At 74.5% G+C, this 19,348-nt stretch carries 17 protein-coding genes; 8 read left to right on the top strand and 9 right to left on the bottom strand.

All coding sequences use genetic code 11. From position 1 onward, the window contains the following. Positions 1-190 precede the first annotated feature (190 nt). The 4 genes from C6376_RS42780 to C6376_RS42795 all read right to left on the bottom strand — a co-directional run bounded on the left by C6376_RS42780 (position 191) and on the right by C6376_RS42795 (position 3,954). Entirely contained in the window at positions 191-685 is a 495-nt protein-coding gene (locus C6376_RS42780; RefSeq protein WP_107448560.1) for a MarR family winged helix-turn-helix transcriptional regulator, read from the bottom strand. A 79-nt stretch (positions 686-764) separates the two neighbouring features. Next, positions 765-1,415, bottom strand: coding sequence for a response regulator transcription factor (locus tag C6376_RS42785; RefSeq protein ID WP_107448561.1), 651 nt, complete (start codon positions 1,413-1,415; stop codon positions 765-767). Beyond that, positions 1,412-2,668, bottom strand: coding sequence for a sensor histidine kinase (locus tag C6376_RS42790; RefSeq protein WP_107448562.1), 1,257 nt, complete (start codon positions 2,666-2,668; stop codon positions 1,412-1,414). Before C6376_RS42790 ends, C6376_RS42785 begins: the two co-directional genes overlap by 4 nt. Positions 2,669-2,802: 134 nt before the next feature. Continuing rightward, positions 2,803-3,954, bottom strand: coding sequence for an ABC transporter substrate-binding protein (locus tag C6376_RS42795; RefSeq protein ID WP_216825678.1), 1,152 nt, complete (start codon positions 3,952-3,954; stop codon positions 2,803-2,805). 247 nt (positions 3,955-4,201) lie between these two features. On the opposite strand from C6376_RS42795, the gene C6376_RS42800 reads away from it, so the two are divergent. From C6376_RS42800 to C6376_RS42810, 3 genes are all read left to right on the top strand, one after another. Then, positions 4,202-4,426: a hypothetical protein gene (locus tag C6376_RS42800; RefSeq protein WP_107448564.1), complete on the top strand. Its 225-nt coding sequence runs from the start codon at positions 4,202-4,204 to the stop codon at positions 4,424-4,426. Positions 4,427-4,612: 186 nt separating this feature from the next. Beyond that, positions 4,613-6,277, top strand: coding sequence for a PP2C family protein-serine/threonine phosphatase (locus C6376_RS42805; protein WP_254076300.1), 1,665 nt, complete (start codon positions 4,613-4,615; stop codon positions 6,275-6,277). After that, on the top strand, positions 6,274-7,353 hold the full coding sequence (locus C6376_RS42810) for a B12-binding domain-containing protein (protein ID WP_173985549.1): 1,080 nt from the start codon (positions 6,274-6,276) through the stop codon (positions 7,351-7,353). The genes C6376_RS42805 and C6376_RS42810 overlap by 4 nt, the downstream gene beginning before the upstream one ends. A gap of 37 nt (positions 7,354-7,390) precedes the next feature. On the opposite strand, the gene C6376_RS42815 is transcribed toward C6376_RS42810, so the two are convergent. The 4 genes from C6376_RS42815 to C6376_RS42830 are packed head-to-tail and all read right to left on the bottom strand — an operon-like array spanning position 7,391 to position 12,418. Next, positions 7,391-8,449: a DUF5914 domain-containing protein gene (locus C6376_RS42815; RefSeq protein ID WP_107448567.1), complete on the bottom strand. Its 1,059-nt coding sequence runs from the start codon at positions 8,447-8,449 to the stop codon at positions 7,391-7,393. Then, the gene (locus tag C6376_RS42820; protein ID WP_107448568.1) at positions 8,446-9,486 is read right to left on the bottom strand and encodes a phytoene/squalene synthase family protein; all 1,041 of its coding nucleotides are present in this window, start codon (positions 9,484-9,486) and stop codon (positions 8,446-8,448) included. Before C6376_RS42820 ends, C6376_RS42815 begins: the two co-directional genes overlap by 4 nt. Then, on the bottom strand, positions 9,483-11,081 hold the full coding sequence (locus tag C6376_RS42825) for a phytoene desaturase (RefSeq protein ID WP_107448569.1): 1,599 nt from the start codon (positions 11,079-11,081) through the stop codon (positions 9,483-9,485). The genes C6376_RS42820 and C6376_RS42825 overlap by 4 nt, the downstream gene beginning before the upstream one ends. Continuing rightward, complete coding sequence (locus tag C6376_RS42830; RefSeq protein WP_254076301.1) at positions 11,078-12,418, bottom strand: polyprenyl synthetase family protein; 1,341 nt, start codon at positions 12,416-12,418, stop codon at positions 11,078-11,080. The genes C6376_RS42825 and C6376_RS42830 overlap by 4 nt, the downstream gene beginning before the upstream one ends. 365 nt (positions 12,419-12,783) lie before the next feature. Between C6376_RS42830 and C6376_RS42835 the strand changes: the two genes are divergently transcribed. The 5 genes from C6376_RS42835 to C6376_RS42855 all read left to right on the top strand — a co-directional run bounded on the left by C6376_RS42835 (position 12,784) and on the right by C6376_RS42855 (position 17,739). Beyond that, the gene (locus C6376_RS42835; protein WP_107448571.1) at positions 12,784-13,410 is read left to right on the top strand and encodes a sigma-70 family RNA polymerase sigma factor; all 627 of its coding nucleotides are present in this window, start codon (positions 12,784-12,786) and stop codon (positions 13,408-13,410) included. 173 nt (positions 13,411-13,583) lie between these two features. Further along, a complete protein-coding gene (locus tag C6376_RS42840) occupies positions 13,584-14,012 on the top strand; it encodes a hypothetical protein (RefSeq protein WP_107448572.1) in 429 nt (142 codons plus the stop codon). 208 nt (positions 14,013-14,220) lie between these two features. Beyond that, on the top strand, positions 14,221-15,414 hold the full coding sequence (locus C6376_RS42845) for a lycopene cyclase family protein (protein WP_107448573.1): 1,194 nt from the start codon (positions 14,221-14,223) through the stop codon (positions 15,412-15,414). Positions 15,415-15,457: 43 nt separating this feature from the next. Further along, the gene (locus tag C6376_RS42850) at positions 15,458-16,189 is read left to right on the top strand and encodes a methyltransferase domain-containing protein (RefSeq protein WP_107448574.1); all 732 of its coding nucleotides are present in this window, start codon (positions 15,458-15,460) and stop codon (positions 16,187-16,189) included. Then, positions 16,186-17,739, top strand: a complete 1,554-nt coding sequence (locus C6376_RS42855) for an FAD-dependent oxidoreductase (RefSeq protein WP_107448575.1) — start codon at positions 16,186-16,188, stop codon at positions 17,737-17,739. The genes C6376_RS42850 and C6376_RS42855 overlap by 4 nt, the downstream gene beginning before the upstream one ends. 198 nt (positions 17,740-17,937) lie before the next feature. Here C6376_RS42855 and C6376_RS42865 read toward each other — a convergent pair whose 3' ends face one another. Continuing rightward, positions 17,938-19,278, bottom strand: a complete 1,341-nt coding sequence (locus C6376_RS42865; RefSeq protein WP_107448576.1) for a jacalin-like lectin — start codon at positions 19,276-19,278, stop codon at positions 17,938-17,940. Between the last annotated feature and the right edge of the window lie 70 nt (positions 19,279-19,348).

A 19,348-nucleotide genomic window follows, 5' to 3' on the forward strand; every position in this document is an offset into this window, starting at 1 on the left:
CTGGACCGGATTCGTCGCTACGGACGGTGCGGCGGGAAAGACGGTCGACGTGCCTCGGGCAGGAGCGGGCCGGCTCCGGGACCCCGGTGACCGGCCCCGCGGAGCATCCCTGGACCGGGTGCCGCGAGGCCAGGCGGGTCCCCGGCACGGCGCCTGCCGGGGACCCGCCTGGCCGTGGGTAGGACGGAGGTCAGGGCAGCCGCGGCAGCGTGTCCCGAGCCGCATGGCTGAGGACGCGCAGGTCCTCCGCGAACTGCGCGCGGTGGTCCGCGGGAAGCGGCTCCACGAAATGGCGCCGGATGTTCTCGGCGTGCACACGGGCGGCCCGGACGGCCGTCTCCTCGCCCAGCGCGGTGAGACTGACGAGCTTTCCCCGCCGGTCCGCGGGGGATTCAACCCGCGCCACCAGACCCGCCGCCTCCATACGGTCCACCAGCCGGGTGGCGCCACCCGTGGTCAGCACCTGTTCCTGGGCGACGGCCCTCATCGACAGACCCGGCGTGCCGGCCCGCCCCAGGATGAGCAGCACCTCGAACATCAGATGACTGATCCCGCACTCCACCTCGAGGGCCCGTCCGAGAATGTACTCGAGCCGGTTGGCCGCGCCCTGCAAGCGTCCGAACGCCAGGATCAACTCGTGGTCCGCGGCTTCCTTCGCCGTCGTGATCTCCGGATGCTCGCTCACAGTCCCGCAGCCCCTCTCGTCGCCCCGCCCCACCGTACCGATCATGTCGCGATCCGGGAGCGACCCGTCGGCAGGGGACTCAGGGCGAGAGGTCGATCAGCCCCCTGCGGGCCGCTTCCGAGACGGCGGCCGCCCGGTTGTCGACCCCGAGTTTGCGGTAGGCGCGCACCAGATGCGTCTTGATCGTCGCTTCGCTCAGGAAGAGGGCCGCTGCGATGGAACGGTTGCCGTGCCCCTCGGCCATCAACCGGACCACGTCCAGCTCGCGTTGCGTCAGATCCGTCCGGACGCCGATCGCCTGGCCGACGAGACCCTCGACGATCTCCGGCGTCAGCCCCATGCCGCCGGCGGCCACGCCGCGCACGGCACGGAACAGCTCCTCGGGCGGGCCGGCCTTCAGCACGTACCCGCGTGCGCCGGCCTCCAGCGCGCGCACGACGTCCGCCCGCCCCGCGTAACTGGTCAGCATGACCACCGGCAGGCCCGGCGCCTCGGCCGTCAACCGCCGGACCGCTTCGACGCCGTCCATGCCCCGGCCGGCGCCCGCGAACCGCAGATCCATCAGGACGACGTCGGGCGCGAGTTCACGAGCCATGCGCACGGCCTCCTCGCCGCTGCCGGCCTCCCCGGCCACCTCGATGCCGGGCTCGCCCTCCAACAGCGCCCGCAGGCCCGCGCGGACCACCACATGGTCGTCGGCGATCAGCAGCCGCACCACGCTCGTTGTCACCGGTTCACCGCCGTGGCCGCGGGCAGCGCACGGGCCGACGCGCGGCGGGCCGCGACCACGGCCCGTATCCGCGTGCCCCGGCCGGGCTCGCTGTCGACGTGCAGGTCACCGTCCAGCTCACGCAGCCGTGCCCGCGCCGCCGGCAGCCCGAGGCCCCGGCCCCGCGAAGCGGGCGCGCCCACGGCGTCCGGGACGAAACCGACGCCGTCGTCCAGCAGCTCCAGTTCGAGAGCGCCCTGCCGCTGACGAAGCGTCACCAGCACGTTCCCGGCGTGCGCGTGTTCCCTGACGTTGGCCAGCGAGCTCTGGGCGACCCGGAACAGCGTGGCCGCGGCTTCCACACTCACCTCCGCCGGACGGCCTCCCACCGAACGGAACGTCACGCACCCGGCCGTCCCCTCCCGCTGGGCGCGGCCGCACAGCAGCCTCAAGGAGTCCTCGAGGCCGGATTCGTCCACGGCGGACGGGGTGAGGTCGTGAATGATCCGCCGGGTCTCCGCGAGGCCCGCGTCCAGCCCGTCGGCGGCCGCGCGGACCCGGTCGCGCGCGGCGTCCGGGCGCTCCACCAGATCCCGTTCCGCGGCGTGCAGCAGCATCAGATGGCCGGCGAGCTCCTGCGCGAGGGTGTCGTGCAGATCCCTGGCGATCCGCTCACGCTCCGCCAGCGCCCCCGCCCTGCGCTGTTCGTCCGCCAGCACGCGCCGCGTTCCGCGCAGCTCCGCCAGCAGCCGCTGACGTTCCGTCACGTCCTGCTGCAGCGTGCGGTACAGCGTGACGGTGCCCCAGACGGCCGCGACGGGGATCAGGACCATCTCGGCGTCGAATCCCCCCGCCTGGGTGGTCAGCCGGCCGAGCAGCACCACGGTGATGCCGGCCAGCGCGATCGTCGCGCCGCGCCGTCCGAGGGCACGCAGGACCAGGCAGGCGAGCGGCACACCGCACCAGGCGTAGGCGGCGGTCAGAGGCGGTGGGTTGAGCACCATGAGCGCGGTCCACAGCAGCAACAGGGCGCTCACCCACAGGCGGCGGGCCCGTCCGTCGAGTCTGCTCCACAGCAATAAGCCCGTCGCGTAGCCCACGGCGAGCAGTGCGCTGACGGCCACGATCTCCGTGCACAGCGCGTTCGGTGCACGGACGAGCCGGACCGAAGCGGCGCCGACGACGCAGAAGAAGGCGAAATGCGGTACGCGGTCGAGCGCCGAGAGGGCGCGGCGGGCCGACGACGGGGTGCGGACGGAGGCGTGGTCGGTCACGGCGAACTCCCTGGACGGATGATCCACTCGGACAGGGCGCCCGAGTCTATCCACCGTCCGTGCCGGCCGTGTCCGGTCAGGACCGCCGGCCGCCGGTCGTCTCCGCGGCGCACCGGCGGCCCCCGCCGCGCGGGCTACGCCCCCGGGTGCAGTCCCAGCCGGCCGGGCGTCGGCTCACCCTGGACCTCGCCGAAGTACAGGGCGAAGGTCTGCTTCCAGCGCTCGACCTGGGCCCGGTCCGCCATGAAGCGGGGGAACCCGTCCAGGTTGCCGTTCGGGTACTCCCAGATCGGCTTCAGACCGCTCGGCGGGGTCACGTCGGTGCGCACGGACCAGCCGTTGAAGGAGCCGTTCTGCATCTCCGGCGACAGCTGCCAGTTGAGGAACAGCTTGGCGGCCGTGGGATGGGCGGCCTGCCTGAGGATCGCCAGGCGCTGCCCCCAGGACATGAACGGGTGGCCGTCGGCGACGACGAAGCGGACCGGTGAGGACGGCGGAGCGGTCAGCGTTCCCGCGCCGCCGACGCCGATCGCCTTCTCGCCGGCGGCCACGGCCTGCCCGGGCGAGTGGCTGCCCCGGGCGAAGCGCACGTCCTGGGCGGCCAGCTTCGCCGCCCACTCCCAGCCGTACTTCCGCACGTACAGGGAGTACAGGTACAGCACCGCGTCGTCGTCGTGCGGGTACGAGGAGGCGATCCGCCCCTTCCAGCGGGGGTCGACGAGGTCGAGCGGAGTGCGGGGCGGGTGGGAGCCGACCGCCGCCGGACCGTACATGAAGCTGAAGGCGAGCGCGCCGACGGCCACCCAGGCGCCCTCGGGGTCCTTGAAGCCGTCGTACACCCGGGAGAACCCGGCGGGCCGGTAGTGCAGCAGACGACCCTGGTCCTTCCAGCGCGTGAAGTCCTGGAGGGTCTGGAGCTGCATGACGTCCGGCACGACGGTGCCGGTCGCGAACTGGTTGTCGAGACGGACGTCGTGGTACTTGCTGTAGTCGACGACGAGCGTCAGGTCGATGTCCGGGAAGCGGTCGCGGAAGGCGGCCTTTGTGAAGTCCTGCTGGGTGGGGGTGTCGCCGCCGGCGTAGACCACGAGCCTGCCGCCTTCCGCGACGGCGTCCCGGTAGAGCTCGTCCAGCGTCCTTCTCTCCTCGGCCCCGGCGCCGGCCGGGCGACGGGAGGCGGCGGGGGCGGCGGCCGCCGGGGACGCGTTCGCACCGGCCGCGCCGAGACCGAGCGCGGCGCCGGCGCCGGTGGCGAGGACATGTCGTCTGCTGAGAAAACTGGGCACGCTGCACGGACCTCTCTGAGGGGGTGGCGTTGGGAGCCCGGCGCCTGGGCCCTCACAGTGTGGGCGGGCCCGATGCCGTCTCGCGTCCTCCGTGCGCATCGACCGGGCGACGAAAGGCGGAACCGGATGTCAACCGAACGGTTGAACGGACCGCCCGCGGAGTGCCCGGCCGTGCCCTCGCACCGACGCGTCGGACTCCGGCCGCCGCGGACTGGCTCGGGCGTCGTCCGGGAGGCACGCTGGAGGTGTGGCCGGTGCTCCGATCGTCGTCCACCGGCCGTCCCCGTCGGGCGGCCGGCGGGTGACCGTGCACACCGGCGGGCGGGACGAGATTCTCGGCACCGCCTACTCGGACCACGATCTGACCGTGTTCCTCGAAGCGGCCGGCGTCGCCGACCCGGACCGCGTGGTCGACGACGCGCGATGGGTCGAGTGGCGGGGAGCCAGACCGCATCAGTGGTCGGCCGCCTGACGACGGGCAGGGGACGGCCTCGCCCGCGGACGTACCGGTGCGGCGGACGGAACACGCCGAGGTGGTGAAGTCGTGAGGAATCACTCCGGACGTTGCACGGGCCCGGAGGATGAGAGATGGTTGCCGGATGGCAACTTTTTCTGAACGGCAGAGAGGCGGTGGGGTGCGCGCCGCGTCCCCCCGCTCGTGACTGCTTCTCCGAACATATCCGACATTCCGCACGGCGTCGGCGTGGGCAGGGCGTGGAGCGCCGCCCCCGGCCCCGTGCTCGTCGTCGACGGCGGCGGGAACCTCGTCGAAGCGAACCGCGCTGCCCGCAGCCTGTTCTCCCGCCAGGCCGGGAAGGACCTCACGGAGGGCGGCCTGCCGCACTGGCTCGCGCAGGCGCACGACAGCCTGCGCACGACCCGAACGCCGCCGGACACGGTCTCCGGCGCGGTCGCCGACCGCACGTTCGCGGCGCATCCCTCGCCCGGTGAGGGCGGGAACGTGGTGTGGTGGCTGGTGGAGGACACCGATCTCCGCTCCGCGCGGCGGGCGCTGCGCAGCGAACGCGAGCGCACGGCACTGCTCGCCGACATCTCCGGCGCGCTGCTGTCGTCACTGAACGTGGACCGCTGCACCGAGGTGACGGCGAGGATGGCCGCCGACCATCTGGCCGACGCGGCGGTCATCGTCGCCCCGGCCCGAGGACGCCGCCATTCCCTGACGTACGCGCAGGCGGGCGGCGCACTCACCCGGACGGTGGCGCAGATAGAACCGGCGGCGGTGCCCGGACTCGCGGAGGCGTTGCAGGGATTCCCGCCCGTCCCCACCCGATGGATCGACCCGGACGGTCTGCCGGACTGGGCGCTCCCGCCCGGTTCCGACGGCCCGATCGGATCGGTGATCATCACGCCGCTGCCCGGGCACGGGGTCCCGGCCGGAGTGCTGATGCTGCTGCGCTCCAGCACTCACCGTGCGTTCACCGACGGCGAGGAGGTCTTCGCCGGGCTTTTCGCCGCGCGGGCCGGGGCGGCGCTGTCCGCGGCGCGTCTGTACGCGGAGCAGGCCTCCATCACGGCCACACTGCTCCGGGAGCTGCTTCCCCCGCGCCTGGAACGGGTCCACGGCGTGGAGTACGCGGGCGCCTTCCGGGCGTCGCTGGACCACGAGCTCGTCGGCGGTGACTTCTACGACGTCCATCCCGGCGCGGACCCGTCGAAGGAGACGTTCGTCGTCCTGGGCGACGTGGCCGGCAAGGGGCTGGAAGCCGCCGTGCTGACCGGGAAGATCCGCAGTGTCCTGCATGCGCTCCTGCCGCTGTCCGGTGACCACCGGCAGGTCCTCACCCTTCTCAACAACGCCCTCCTCGACTCCCACCACACGCGGTTCGTGACCCTGGTGCTGGCCTCCGTGCGCCGCCGGGCGGATCAGGTGGAACTGCGGCTGACCAGCGCGGGGCATCTGCCGCCGCTGATCATCCGCGCCGACGGCCGGGTCGAGGAGGCCGCCACCGGCGGAACGCTGGTGGGCGCGCTGCCCGAGGTCACCGCGCGCAGTGCCAACGTCGTCCTGGCGCCGGGGGAGACGTGCCTGCTGTACACGGACGGTGTCACCGAGGCCCGCGGCGGGCCGCTGGGCGACCAGCTCTACGGCGAGGCCCGGCTGCAGACAGCGCTGCGGGAGTGTGCGCGGATGCCCGCCGGGGCGGTGGTGGAGCGCGTGCAGATGCTGGCCGCGCAGTGGCTCGGGGAGGGCCGCCACGACGACCTGGCCACCCTCGCGATCACCAACTCCGCCGCCGGCCACGGCGCGGACCCCGTCGTCGACGGGCACCGGGACCGACCTGCGCACCGAGCGCGGCGGTGACGGCGGGCGCCGGATCCGGCACGGACCCGAAGGCGCTGTCGGCCCGGCTGTGGACCGCCGTGGTCGCCAGGGACGAGCCGGCCGCCGTGCGGATGGTGACCGAGGCGGCCGACGCGGGAGCGGACGAGGAGACGCTGTTGCTGGACGTCGTCGCCGGTGTGCAGCATCGCGTGGGAGAGGAGTGGGCCGCCGACCGGATCAGCGTGGCCGAGGAGCACGCCGCCAGCGCGATCACCGACCGGGTCGTGGCCGCCCTCGCCCACCGCCGACCCATGCCGTCCGGTCCGCACGAGCGGGGGCGGATCACGGTGGCCTGCGTCGACGGTGAGTGGCACTTCCTGCCCGCCCGGCTGCTCGCCGAAGTGCTGGTCAGACGCGGCTGGCGGGTGGACTTCCTCGGCGCCCGCACCTCCACCGCGCATCTCGTCGCACACGTGCACCGGACGAACCCCGACGCCGTGCTGCTGTCCGCCTCGATCCCCACCCACCTGCCCGCCGCGCACAAGGCGGTGACCGCCGTGCAGTCCGTCGGTGTCCCCGTCATGGTCGGCGGTGCCGCGTTCGGCCCGGACGGGCGCTACGCCCGCCTCATCCAGGCCGACGTCTGGGCCCCCGACGCCCGCGCCGCCGCGGACCGCCTCGCCCGGGGCGTCACCGCGCCGCGGACGGACCGAAGGCACCGGGCCGACGGCCTTCCTCACCTCGCCGACCAGGAGTACACCCTCGTCAAGGGCAGCCGGACCACCCTGGTCCGGCAGTGCGTGGGCGACCTGGACGAGCGGTGGCCCGCCATGCGCTCCTACACGGCCGCCCAGCGTGAACGCACCGCCGAAGACCTCGCCCACATCGTCGACTTCCTGGCCACCGCCCTCTACGTCGACGACGCCGACCTGTTCACGACGTTCATCACGTGGAGCGCCGGCATCCTCACCGCCCGCCGTGTGCCCGCCCACAGCCTGCGCCTCGGGCTGGGCATCCTGGCCGAGCGGCTGCACGACCTCCCGCGCGCCCTCACCTTCCTCCGCACGGCGGTCGACGCCCTGCCCGAGCCGCCCGCCCACCGGCAACGGCGATGAGAACGACGGATGCGACGGGTGCAGGATGGGGACCCGCTCAGCCGGGGAAACGCCCCGTCGAGCGCAGGTGCCAGCGCCGTCGCGCGTAGGCCAGGTCGTCACGCCACAGACGTCCGGCGGCGGCACGCACCAGCGGACGCAGCAGCGGCGACAACGTGCGCGCCACACCGAAACCGGGCCGGTCCGACGCCGCCACGACCGCCTCCACCACCGCCGTACGCGGCCTGCCCCGGTCGTCGTGCCCGAGCGGCGTCGCGTGGGTCTCCACCACCGACCCGCGGCCCTCGCCCCCGGTGATGCGCATGACGACGGTGCGCGGCTCGGGCGCGGTGAACACCGCACGGACGGGCACCACCAGCCGGCCGGCGAGCTTGAAGGAGACGTCGACGGTGAAACCGTCCTCCCCCTCCGCGTCGTGCGCCGTCGCGGTCCCGGGTGCCTCCCCCGTACCGCGTGCCTTCGCTCCGGGGACCTCGACGACGGTCAGGTCGACGAAGGAGTAGGGGTGGAACCAGGCGCCGTGCCACGGGTCCAGCCGGTTGGCCACCACGTCCTCCGGCTCGCACGTGCCGATGCCGACGTAGACGGCCGACACCGCGCGCGCCAGGGCGGGCCTGACCGGCACCACCGGTGCCTCGAGAGGAGGCTCGCCGCCCACGTCGTCCAGACGCACCCACACCAGCACGCCGTCGTCGTGTGCGGGCACGGGGTCCCAGCCCGCGAACGGACCGCCGCGCAGGGCGAGTCCGTGCCAGTGGCAGACCAGGGTGCCGCACCGCACGGGGCTGTCGCGCAGCGGCGCCCCCAGATGAGGGCAGATTCCCGGCCCGGCGACGAGCCGGCCCGAGGCGTCGCGCCAGACGACGATCTCCTGCCCGGCGACCGTGCGGGCCAGGGGCCGGTCGTCGCGGACGTCCCGGCTCGCGCCCACGACGTACCAGTTGCCCGACGGGCGGGCCTGCGCGTGCTTGAGCGCCCGGGCGATCACCGCCGGACGGGCCTCGCGCCAGGTCGGGCGCTGTCGCTCCCAGGCGACCGGGTGCCTGCGCAGCGACAGCGGAAGGCGTCCGCGGCGCGGGGAACGGTCAGGGCTCACACGGCCTCCTCGTGCAGGGGCGCCGCCGCAGCGGTCCCGGACGCCGTGGGCATCCGTCCGGCGGGCGCGGGCGTGGGGGAGAGCAGCACCGGCCGGCGGCCCGCGCGGGCCGCGGCGCGGGCGGCCAGCAGGCGCACCAGTCCGTCCGCGGCCACCGCGGCGCGCCGTCGCCGCGGGACCACGGCACGGCGGTGCAGCACGGTGTACCCGTCGGCGGCGACCGCGTCCAGGATGCCGCCGTACAGCACGAAGGCGGTGCGGATACAGGGACGGGACACCGGGTCGAGCATCGCGATTCCCGGCGCGGCCTCGCGGTAGACGCCGCGGGTCAGGTGCGCGAAGGCTTCGAGGGCCGCGCGGATCCGTGGGTCGCGGCGGCCGGTGCTCCGGCTCCAGTGCAGCAGCTCGCGGTCCACGCCGTGCGCGGACAGCAGGTCGGCGGGCAGGTAGACGCGTCCGCGGTCGAGGTCCTCGCCCGCGTCGCGCAGGAAGTTGCTCAGCTGGAAGGCGACCCCCAGGGCCGCGGCGTGCGGGACCGCTTCCTCGCGGGGGACCACGGTGCCCAGGATCGGCAGCATCTGCAGCCCGATCACCGCGGCCGAACCGTGCATGTAGGCGCGCAGGTCGGCGTAGGTCGGGTAGTCGGTGACCTCCAGGTCGCTGCGCATGGACGCCATGAAGTCGTCGAAGTGCTGGTGGTCGATCGCGTAGCGCCGGGCCGTGTCGGCGAGCGCGAGGACCACCGGCTCGGTGCTGCGGCCGTCCCGGAGCCCGCGGCGCAGGCGCTCCTGGAGGCCGGCGAGGTCGGCCGCGCGGCGATGGACGGGGACGTCCGCCTCCAGGGAGTCGACGATGTCGTCGGCCCAGCGGGCGAAGCCGTAGAGGGCGTGGACGGCGGGACGGCGCTCCACGGGCAGCAGCCGGGTGGCGAGGAAGTAGGTCCTGCCGTGCCGGGCGTTGAGCCGACGGCATTGTGCGTAGGCCGCGCGCAGCGCCGGTTCGGTGATGCGCGCCGCGTCGAGTTCCCGGGCGGTCACGGGCGCGTTCCTCTCTGCAGGGGTGACACGGGCGGAACGGGCGATCCGGGAGACATGGCCGGTGCGACGGCCACCGCCGTCGGGGGGCGCCCGTGCCGCGGTCCGGGGGGCGCGTGCCGGCCGGTGATCCGCGCCGCGGCGAGCTTGCCCGACAGCAGCACGGTGGGGACGCCGACCCCGGGTGTGGTGCCGCAGCCCGCGAGCACGGCGTTGTCGGTGCCGCGGACGAGGTTGCGCGGCCGGAACGGGCCGGTCTGCGCGAAGGTGTGGGCGGCGGAGAAGGGGGTGCCGGCCGCGTGTCCCTGGGCCGTCCAGTCGGCCGGGGTGACGAGGACCTCCTCCTCCACGGCGTCGGCGATGCCGTCGAGTCCGCGTCGGTCGAGTTCCCGCAGCACGCTGTCGCGGTAGCGCGGTGCGAGGTCGCTCCAGGCGGCGGCGCCCGGCCCGATGTCGGTGTTGGGGCAGGGGGCCAGGATGTAGTGGAGGTGGCGGCCGGGCGGGGCGAGCGCCGGATCGGTGGCGGTGGGCCGGGTGATGAGCAGCGACGGGTCGCTCATCAGGCGCCCCTCGCGGGTGAGTTCGTCGAAGGTGCGGTGCCACCGCGCCCCGAACGACAGGGTGTGGTGGGCGAGTCCGGGCCAGGTGCGGTCGGTTCCGGCGTGCAGGACGACGGCCGACGGCGCGTGCCGGATCCCCAGCGGGCGGCGCGGTGTGCGACCGAGGAGCGCGTAGGAGACCGGCAGGTCCGGTGTCAGGACCACGGCGTCGCAGGCGATGCGGTCCTGGCCGGTGACGACGGCGGTGACCCGGTCGACGGAGCGTTCCAGCCGGGTGACGTCCTGGCCGAACCGCAGATCGGCGCCCGCTTTCGCGGCGGCGTCCGCCATGGCCTGCGGAAGGGCGTGCATGCCCCCGCGGGGGAAGTACACCCCGGCGACGGTGTCCATGTAGGCGATCACGGCGTACGCGGCCAGGGCCCGAGCCGGGGTGACTCCGGCGTACAGCGCCTGGAAGGAGAAGACGCGGCGCAGCCGTTCGTCGTGCAGATGACGGCCGATCCTCGCGTCCAGCCGTCCGAATCCGCCGAGGGCGGCGAGCCGGGCCAGGTCCGGGGTCAGCAGTTGGAAGGGGGAGTCGAAGTTGGCGTCGATGAAGCGCCGCATCTGAGCCCGGTACAATCGCTCCAGCCACGCGCGCAGCCGTCGGTAGCCCGCGGCTTCCGCGCCCCCCGCGAAGCGCTCGACCTCCGCCTCCATCGCCCGCGGGTCGGTGTGCACGTCGAGGCCGCTGCCGTCGGCGAACAGCGCCCGGTAGGCGGGGTGTAGGGGGATGAGGTCGACGCGGTCGCGAAGGTTCTCGCCGACCGCCGCGAACGCCTCGTCGGCGAGGTCGGGCATGGTCAGCACGGTGGGCCCGGTGTCGATGCGGTAGCCGGCGCGCTCCAGGCGTCCGGCGCGGCCTCCGGGCAGCGTGTCGCGTTCGAGCAGGGTGACCCGGCGGCCCGCGCCGAGCAGGTGCAGCGTCGCCGCCAGGCCGGAGAGCCCGGCGCCGATCACCACGACGTGGTCCGTGGGTCCGGGAACGGTTCTGGTCATCGCGGGACTCCGTCGGCGCCGACGGAGAGGAGGAGGGAGAGCGGCGGGCCGCCGTCCTCCGCTCCGCACGCTCCGGGTGTGGGTGTGGGTGTGGAGGCGGAGGTGCGGCTGGGGGTGGAGGTGGGGGTCGTGCCGGCCGAGGCGTGCAGCAGCCGTCGAAGGCGCCTTCGGGCCTGCGGCTCCAGGACCGCGGAGTCCAGGTGGCGCATCCCCTGGGCGACCAGCCGGTCGATCTTCGCCTCGACGAGGTCACGGGCGCCGGTCGCCTCCAGCACGTCGCGGACCTCGGCGAGACCGCTCTCGGACAGGTCGGCGCGGCCGAGGCAGCGCCGCAGCACGGCGCTCCCCCGGCGGTCGCCCGTCGTCTCCGCACGGGCCTGCGCCACCGCCACCAGGTAGGTGGGTTTGCCCGCCCGGATGTCGCCGCCGGCGGTTTTGCCGGTGCGCCGGGGGTCGCCGAAGACGTCGGAGAGGTCGTCGCGCAGCTGGAACGCGATGCCGACGCACCGGCCCGCCGAGCACAGGGCCGTGCTCTGCGCGCCGTCGGCCCCCGCCAGGGCGGCTCCGAGGGCCAGCGGACGTTCGACCGAGTACAGCGCGCTCTTGAGGCAGGCGGCGCGGACGGCCCGGGCCAGCGACACCGAGGAGGTCACCTGGCCCTGGATGTCCAGGTACTGCCCGGCCACCATCTCCGTGCGCATGGCGCTCCACAGATCGCGCAGGGCGCGTGCCGTGTCCGGGGGCGCCTCGACGGCCGCGACGGTGTCGTCGGCCCAGGCCAGGGCCAGGTCCCCGGCGAGGATCGCCGCGGCTTCGCCGAAGCGCCGGGCGCGGTCGGCGGGCACGGAGCCGGCGTACTGGGCGGTGACGTCCGCGTGCAGGGCGAGCCGTCCGCGGCGCAGCCGGGAGCCGTCCATGACGTCGTCGTGGACGACGGCGCAGGTCTGGATCAGTTCGAGGGCGGCCCCGACGCGCAGCGCGGCCTCCGCCTCCGCCGCTCCGCCGCCACAGGCGCGCAGCGCCCACCACACGAACTGGGAGCGCATCCGTTTGCCTCCCTCGACGGTGCACCGCGCGACGCGTTCGGCGAGGTCACGGCCGAACACCGGGTCGAGGGCGGCGGCGTGCTCCACCCGTTCGGCCAGCAGCACGTCGAGGACGCGTCCCACGGCCGCGGGCACATCGCCGTCGACGGCGGCGGGGTTGTTCGCGTCCGGCCCGTCGTCCGGGTCCGGCGGGTCCGATGCGCGGCCGCCGGGGGAGCGGCGGCCGTCCGCCGGGCGGGGACGGTTGCTCGGCGGGCGCTCGGTCCGAGGATCGGGTGCCTTCTCGGGCACGGGAAGATCCTTCGCCTCGGTGGGACGCATCCCGGTTCCTCTCGCCACGGTCGCTTCGGGTCTGACGTAATGCCTTCCGCGGACGAGGCCGCCACGGATGCGCCATCGGGGCAGAACGTGCGGCCGGTTCTCGTCCGAAAGAGCGATCGGGCGAGCGATCGGGCGGCGCCGCACACCCGAAGCGGCCCGCAAACCGATGCACAGACGATGCGAGTTGTCGCACCGTGTGCACGCTTCGCATGGTGAGTGAGCCGCGACAGCCGTCCGCGACCGCCGCACGGCAGGGAGCCCCCGCACGGGACCCGGTCTTCCGCCCGGGACGGCCCCGCGACGGCATGGTCACCGCCCGCACGAGGAGCAGCGTCATGACCGCACGCCCAGTCACCGAGCAGAGCGCCGGCAGTGCCCCGCTGCGGGCTCCGACGGAGGGTTCCCTGGCCGACGAGGAACTCGCAGCGGGCTTCGTCGCCGGTGACGAAGCCTGTCTGGCCGCCGTGTACCACCGGTGGGGCGCGCTGGTGCACACCCTCGCGCTGCGCTCCCTCGCGGACGCCCGGGAGGCGGAGGACGTCACCCAGACGGTGTTCCTGGCTGCCTGGCGGGGACGTGCGGGGTTCGCTCCGGAGCGGGGCGCGCTGGGGGCGTGGCTCGTCGGGATCACTCGCCGCAAGATCGCCGACGCGCTGTCGGCGCGCACGCGACGCGCCGAGCTGGTGGCCGCGGCCGGGGCGCGCCTGTCGGTCGGGTCGGTGGACCACGCCACGCAGCCCGAAACCGTGCTCGACCGGGTCCTGGTCGGCAGCGAGCTCGCCAGACTGCCGGCCGCGCAACGGCGTGTGCTGACCCTCGCCTTCTACGACGACCTGACGCAGCCGCAGATCGCCGCGCTCACCGGCTGGCCGCTGGGCACGGTCAAGAGCCACGCTCGGCGCGGTCTGCACCGGCTCAGCCGGTTCCTCCAGGACGGCGGCGTACACGACCGCGCCGAATGATCCGACGCACAAACGATGCGACCGGACGAGCGACCTCTGTACGGCCTCCGGATCGTTCCGTCGCCCGGCCGGTCACCCGCCGCAGAGGTGTGCGCGGTGCGCGATGCATCCGCCGTGCCCCGTCCCCCGGTAGGGGTGACGACCGGAGTGCGGCGCAGGAAGGAGGCACCGGCGTGGCCGAGTGGCGGGCACTGCCCCACATCCCCTCCGCGGAACTGGCCGCTCACGTCCTGGACGGCGATCGGGCGGCCTGGGCCGCCGACGCCGAGCGGCACCTGAGCCTGTGTCCCCCCTGCCGTGGACGGCTCACCGCCTACGCACGCGCCGCCGCGGCCGGCCGCCTCCACCGACCGGGCGAGACGCTGCACGAGCCCCCCGCCCGGGTGTGGGCGACCGTGCGGGCCCACCTGGACGCCGACCGCCGCCGGACCGGCCCGCCGCTCCGGCCCCCGCCCCCGCCTCCGCTCCCCCTCCCGTCGCCCGCCCGCTCCCTCCGGCGAGCCTGCCGCCAGGCGTGGCGGTGCTCGTTCGACGCGGCGAAGGCCGTGGTCTGGCGCCTCACCCGGCTCGGGCCGGGCCGGCGACGCGAGCCGAGCCCCTGAGCCCATCCCTCCGGCGCGCCCTGCCTCGAGAGCCCCCGAGCCCCCTGACCCCGTGCCCCGTCCCCCGGCGGATCAGGCAGATGGGGCCCACACGGCCGACAACCCGGCGGAGCCTGCATCCGCCGAGGCCTCCCCGGGTGAATGCTTCTGACAGTTCACCGGCCGCGGACGGGCCGCCGGTGGGAGTGCCGGACGGAGGGAGCGGCTCGTGCCGCACGCAGAGGTGGCCATCCTGGGCGCGGGAGCAGCCGGACTCTCCCTCGCCCACCGCCTCTCGCACCCCGCCCCGCGAGGCCGCCGGGTGACCGCCCTGCTGCTGGACGCCCCGCCCGGCCCCCTCCGTCCGCCCCGCCGCACCTGGTGCTACTGGGAAGCGGGGGACGGACCCTACGACGACGCCGTGACCGCCGAATGGCGGCGGCTGCGCGTACACGACCCCGCCGGCCGGTCCACCGAGGACGACATCGCCCCGCTCCGCTACAAGATGCTCCGCTCCGACGACTTCGCACGCCATGTCGACCACGCCCTGGACCACAGCGACGACGTCCGACGGCTGGAGGCGGCCGTCGAGACGGTGCGCGGCGACGCCGACGGCGCCGAGATCCTCGCGCGCACGCACGACGGCCGCCCCGTCACCGTGCACGCCCGCTGGGTGTTCGACTCCCGGCCGCTCGCCCGCCTCCCGGCGGCCCGCACCACCCTGCTGCAGCACTTCCGCGGCTGGTTCGTCCGCACCGACCGCCCGGCGTTCGACCCCGGCACGGCGATGCTCATGGACTTCCGGGTGCCGCAGCCCCCGCAGGGACTCGCCTTCGGCTACCTCCTGCCCATGGACCGACACCGGGCCCTCGTGGAGTACACCCGGTTCTCCTCCGCCGTCCTCCCACGGCACGCCTACGACGAGGCGCTGCGCCGCTACACCGACGACGTGCTGCGCCTCGGCGGCTTCGAGGTCACCGCGACCGAGACCGGCGTCATCCCGATGACCGACGCCCGCTTCGCCCGCCGGGCGGCACCGTCGGTGTTCCGCATCGGCACGGCGGGCGGCGCCACCCGGCCGTCCACGGGGTACACGTTCTCCGCCGTCCAGCGTCAGACGCGGGCCGTCGCCGAGGCCCTGCGCGCGGACCGCCACCCGCTGCCCCCGCCCGCCCACTCCGCCCGCTCGCGCGCCATGGACGCGGTGATGCTGCGGGCGCTCGACAGCGGCCGCGTCGACGGCGCCGCGTTCTTCGCCCGGCTCTTCGCCCAGGTGCCGATGGGACGGCTGCTGCGCTTCCTCGACGGCGAGACCCGTCTTCACGAGGACCTCTGCGTCGGCATCCGCACACCCGTCCTGCCGATGCTCCGCAGCGCCGCCGAGCTGCCCTGGCTTCCCCGCACGCCCCGACCCGGACCGTGACCCCCGGCCCGAAGCAGTTCCGCGCACCCACCGAGGAGACCGTATGACCCTGCTGCGCGACGAGGACCTGGCCGCCGCGTTCGACCACGCTTCCCGCAGCTACGACGCCCTGGTCGCCGCCAACCCCGGCTACCACGGCCATCTGCGTCGCTCGGCACGCCGTCTCGGTCTGCCCCGCGGCGGCGCAGGCCTGCGGGTACTGGACCTCGGCTGCGGCACGGGCGCCTCGACGGCCGCCCTGGCCGCCGTCCTGCCCGGTGCCGACATCACCGCCGTGGACGCCTCGGCCGGCATGCTGGAGCGCGCCGCCGGCAAACCGTGGCGGAGCGGGGTGACCTTCGTGCGGGCCCCCGTCGAGCGGCTGGCCGAGGCAGGGGTGCACGGCCCCTTCGACGCGGTCTTCGCCGCCTATCTCTTCCGCAACGTCAGCGATCCCGACGCCGTGCTCTCGGCGGTGCGCGACGTGCTCGCGCCAGGGGGCCGACTGGCGGTCCACGAGTACACCCTGAGCGGCCGCACCGCCCACCGCGCGGTGTGGACGGGCGTGTGCCGAGGCCTCGTCCTGCCCGTCGCCACCGTGCTCGGCGACGGCGGCCTCTACCGCCATCTGTGGCGCAGCGTCGTCGAGTTCGACACCGCGGACCGCTTCGCCGCCCGGGTCCGCGCGGCCGGCCTGCGCGACGTGCGGGTGCTGCCCCTGCCGGGCTGGCAGACCGGCGTCACCCACACCGTCGTCGCCCGCCGCCCGCACGCCGCCGCGGAGAACGCCCGATGACCCGCTCCCCGCGGCCGGCCGCTCCCCGGCGCGGCCGGGACCGGCGTGCCCGCACGCTGCTCCCCGCGCCGGGCGTGCCCCGCCTCACCGGCGACCCGCGTCCGACGACCGCGGTCGTGGGCGGCGGCATCGCCGGACTGGCCGCCGCGACGGCCCTGGCCGAACGGGGCGTGCGGGTCACGCTCTACGAACGCGAGGACGTCCTGGGAGGACGCCTCGCCGGCCGGCCCACCGTCCTCGCCGACGGCAGCGACGTCACCATGAGCCGAGGATTCCACGCCTTCTTCCGCCAGTACTACAATCTGCGCGGGCTTCTGCGGCGCACCGATCCGGGGCTGGAGCGCCTGCGCGGGCTGCCCGACTACCCCCTGCGGCACGGCAACGGCCTGCACGACGGCTTCCGGCACGTCCCGCGCACCCCGCCCTGGAGCGCTCTCGGATTCGTGGCCCTGAGCCCGACCTTCGGACTGCGCGACCTCGTCCGCATGAACCCGGTCGCCGCGCTGCCCCTCCTGGACGTGCGCGTCCCCGACGTCTACGCGCGGCTCGACGACGTCAGCGCGCACGACTTCCTCCGGTCGATCCGCTTTCCCGAGGCCGCCCACCACCTCGCGTTCGAGGTCTTCTCCCGGAGCTTCTTCGCCGACCCCCGTCACCTCTCGGCGGCGGAGATGGTGCTGATGTTCCACATCTACTTCCTCGGCTCGTCCGAGGGGCTGCTCTTCGACGTGCCGGACGAGCCCTTCCCGGCGGCTCTCTGGGAACCTCTCGCCGACTATCTGCGCGGCCACGGCGTCGAGCTGCGCACCGGCACCCCCGTCGAGGCCGTCGAACCGACCGCGGACGGCGGCTTCCTCGTCGCCGCCGACGCCGCGCGGCGGCGCTACGACGCCACCGTGCTGGCCCTGGACGCGGCGGGCCTGAGAGCGCTCGTCGCGCACTCCCCGCGGCTGGCGGACGCCGCCTGGCGCGGACGGACGAGCAGGCTGCGCACCGCGCCGCCCTTCCTCGTCTCACGCCTGTGGCTGGACCGCCCGGTCGCCGCCGACCGCCCGGGATTCCTCGGGACCAGCGGCTACGGGACCCTCGACAACGTCAGCGTGCTCGAACGCTGGGAGGGCGAGGCCGCCCGCTGGGCCTCGCGCACCACAGGCTCGGTCGTCGAACTGCACGCCTACGCGCTTCCCGACCGCCCGGCCCACGACCTGGAGCAGAAGCGGCTGGTGGAGCAACTGCACCGGGTGTATCCGGAGACGCGGGCGGCGCGAGTGGTGGACGAGCGGCACGAGTGGCGGGCCGACTGCCCCCTCTTCCCGGTGGGCGGCTACGCCGACCGGCCCACCGTGCGCACGTGCGACCCGGGCCTGGTGGTGGCCGGCGACCTCGTGCGCACGGAACTGCCCGTGGCGCTCATGGAACGTGCCGCCACGAGCGGCTTCCTCGCCGCCAACGCGCTGCTGGAACGCTGGGGCGTCCAGGGCCAGACCCTGTGGACGGTGCCGGACCGGGGTCGCGGCGCACTGCTGCGCGGACTCGCCCGACTGGGCTGAGACCGGGGTCGTGACGGAACCCGGGGCGAAGGAGGGGCGCCGGCCGGTCTCCCGCTGCTTCGGCGCAGGCACGACCGGACCGGCCCGGAGCACGGCGGCGCGGTACGGGGCGTCGTGCGCGGGAGAGGCCGGCAGGGGACCGCGGGCCGGGGCTTCGAGGGACCGGCCGGGGATGCCCGCAGGTCGTCGGCGGTCGGCTCAACGCCGGGTGTAGACGAAGCCGATCTTGTCGACCGCGTCGCCGGACCGGCCGTGGAACCCGGCTATCTGCCAGCCGGAGGGCGCGGTGCGGGTGACGCACGTGGAGGTCGTGGTCCCGCCGGCCAGCGTGCGGCCGAGGTTGGTGGTGAACCTGGTGTAGAAGATCCGGGTGTGGCCGTCCTTCTGGGCCTGGCACAGGTAGGCGGTGGTGAGGTACTCGTCGCCGCCCAGCGTGAGGGAGGCGGCGGTGCCGCCGTTGCCGCCGTGGGTGAGGGTGGTGCCGCCCGCGAGGGTGATGCTCACCTGGTCGACGCGGGCGCCGGTCCGCAGGGCGACGCTCGTGGCGCGGGCCCCGGCCGGGACACGGGTGATGTCGTTGTAGTAGTCGCCGTGCGGTCCGCCGAACTGGTCGCTGAGCTGGAAGTCCGGGTTGCGCGACCAGGAGAAGCCGACGGCGACGGGGTCGTGGTCGGACAGCATGAGTCCGTCGCCGGTGAGGAACTTGGCGTGCTCGTTGTTGTAGGACGTGGCGTTGAGCGTGAGCAGTCCGCTGCCGCGGTAGAGGACCTTGTCGACGACCTCGCAGGTGTTGGGCACGGTGGGGCCGCTCTGGTCGCAGACCAGGGCGTCGCTGCCCTTGGCGGGCGGGGTGCCGCCGCGGATCAACTGGACCCAGGCGTCGGTGAGTTCGTTTTCGGCGGCGAACTCGGCGATGGTGTCGCCGGATCGGGTGTAGCGGGTGTTGGTGTCGCCCATGACGACGACGGCGTTGCCGGCGGAGTGGGTCTTGATGAAGGCCGTCAGCTGGGCGAGGTTGGCGGCTCGTGCGGCGAGGTCGTCGGCGTTGGTGCCGGCGTTGGTGTGCAGGTTGTAGAAGTCGACGTAGACGCCCTCGGCGAGGCGTTCGCGCATGAACGTGAAGCCCTTGGGGGTCAGACAGTCGCCCGATCCGTAGGTGCAGGTGTTCCAGCGCACCCGCTCGAAGTCGTCGGTGTCGTAGGGGAGTTTGGAGAGGGTGTTGAGGCCGCTGCCGATGGCGGCGCCGCCGCTGGTCGGGGTGCGGTGGGCGTGCGCGGTGTCGGCTGCGTAGAGGTAGGCGTGGTAGTTGAAGTCCTCCTGGGCGTGGACGACGTCGTAGGGCGCGATGCGCTGTCCGATGGCCGTGGTGCTGGTGTCGCGGGGCGTGGAGGCGCTGGAGATGATCGCCGGCAGGCCCGCGACGTTGTAGGACAGGACGCTGAAGGAGCCCGAGTCGGCCGCCGCCGCCGAGGGCGCGGCCGCGGTGAGCGCGCCGACGGCGGCGGCTGCGGCCGTCAGGCAGGCGAGAAGTCTGCGCATGGGGGAGTGCCTCCTGGGGAGGGAAAGCGATTGTGGTGGCAACACGCCAGAAGTTACCGCTGGTTACCCC

Source organism: Streptomyces sp. P3, assembly GCF_003032475.1.
Classification (GTDB): Bacteria; Actinomycetota; Actinomycetes; order Streptomycetales; family Streptomycetaceae; genus Streptomyces.

Bases quoted from the DNA above. Each gene is read 5' to 3' on its own strand.
- C6376_RS42825 (WP_107448569.1), bottom strand. From the start codon at position 11,081: ATGACCAGAACCGTTCCCGGACCCACGGACCACGTCGTGGTGATCGGC.
- C6376_RS42835 (WP_107448571.1), top strand. From the start codon at position 12,784: ATGACCGCACGCCCAGTCACCGAGCAGAGCGCCGGCAGTGCCCCGCTG.
- C6376_RS42850 (WP_107448574.1), top strand. From the start codon at position 15,458: ATGACCCTGCTGCGCGACGAGGACCTGGCCGCCGCGTTCGACCACGCT.
- C6376_RS42855 (WP_107448575.1), top strand. From the start codon at position 16,186: ATGACCCGCTCCCCGCGGCCGGCCGCTCCCCGGCGCGGCCGGGACCGG.
- C6376_RS42865 (WP_107448576.1), bottom strand. From the start codon at position 19,278: ATGCGCAGACTTCTCGCCTGCCTGACGGCCGCAGCCGCCGCCGTCGGC.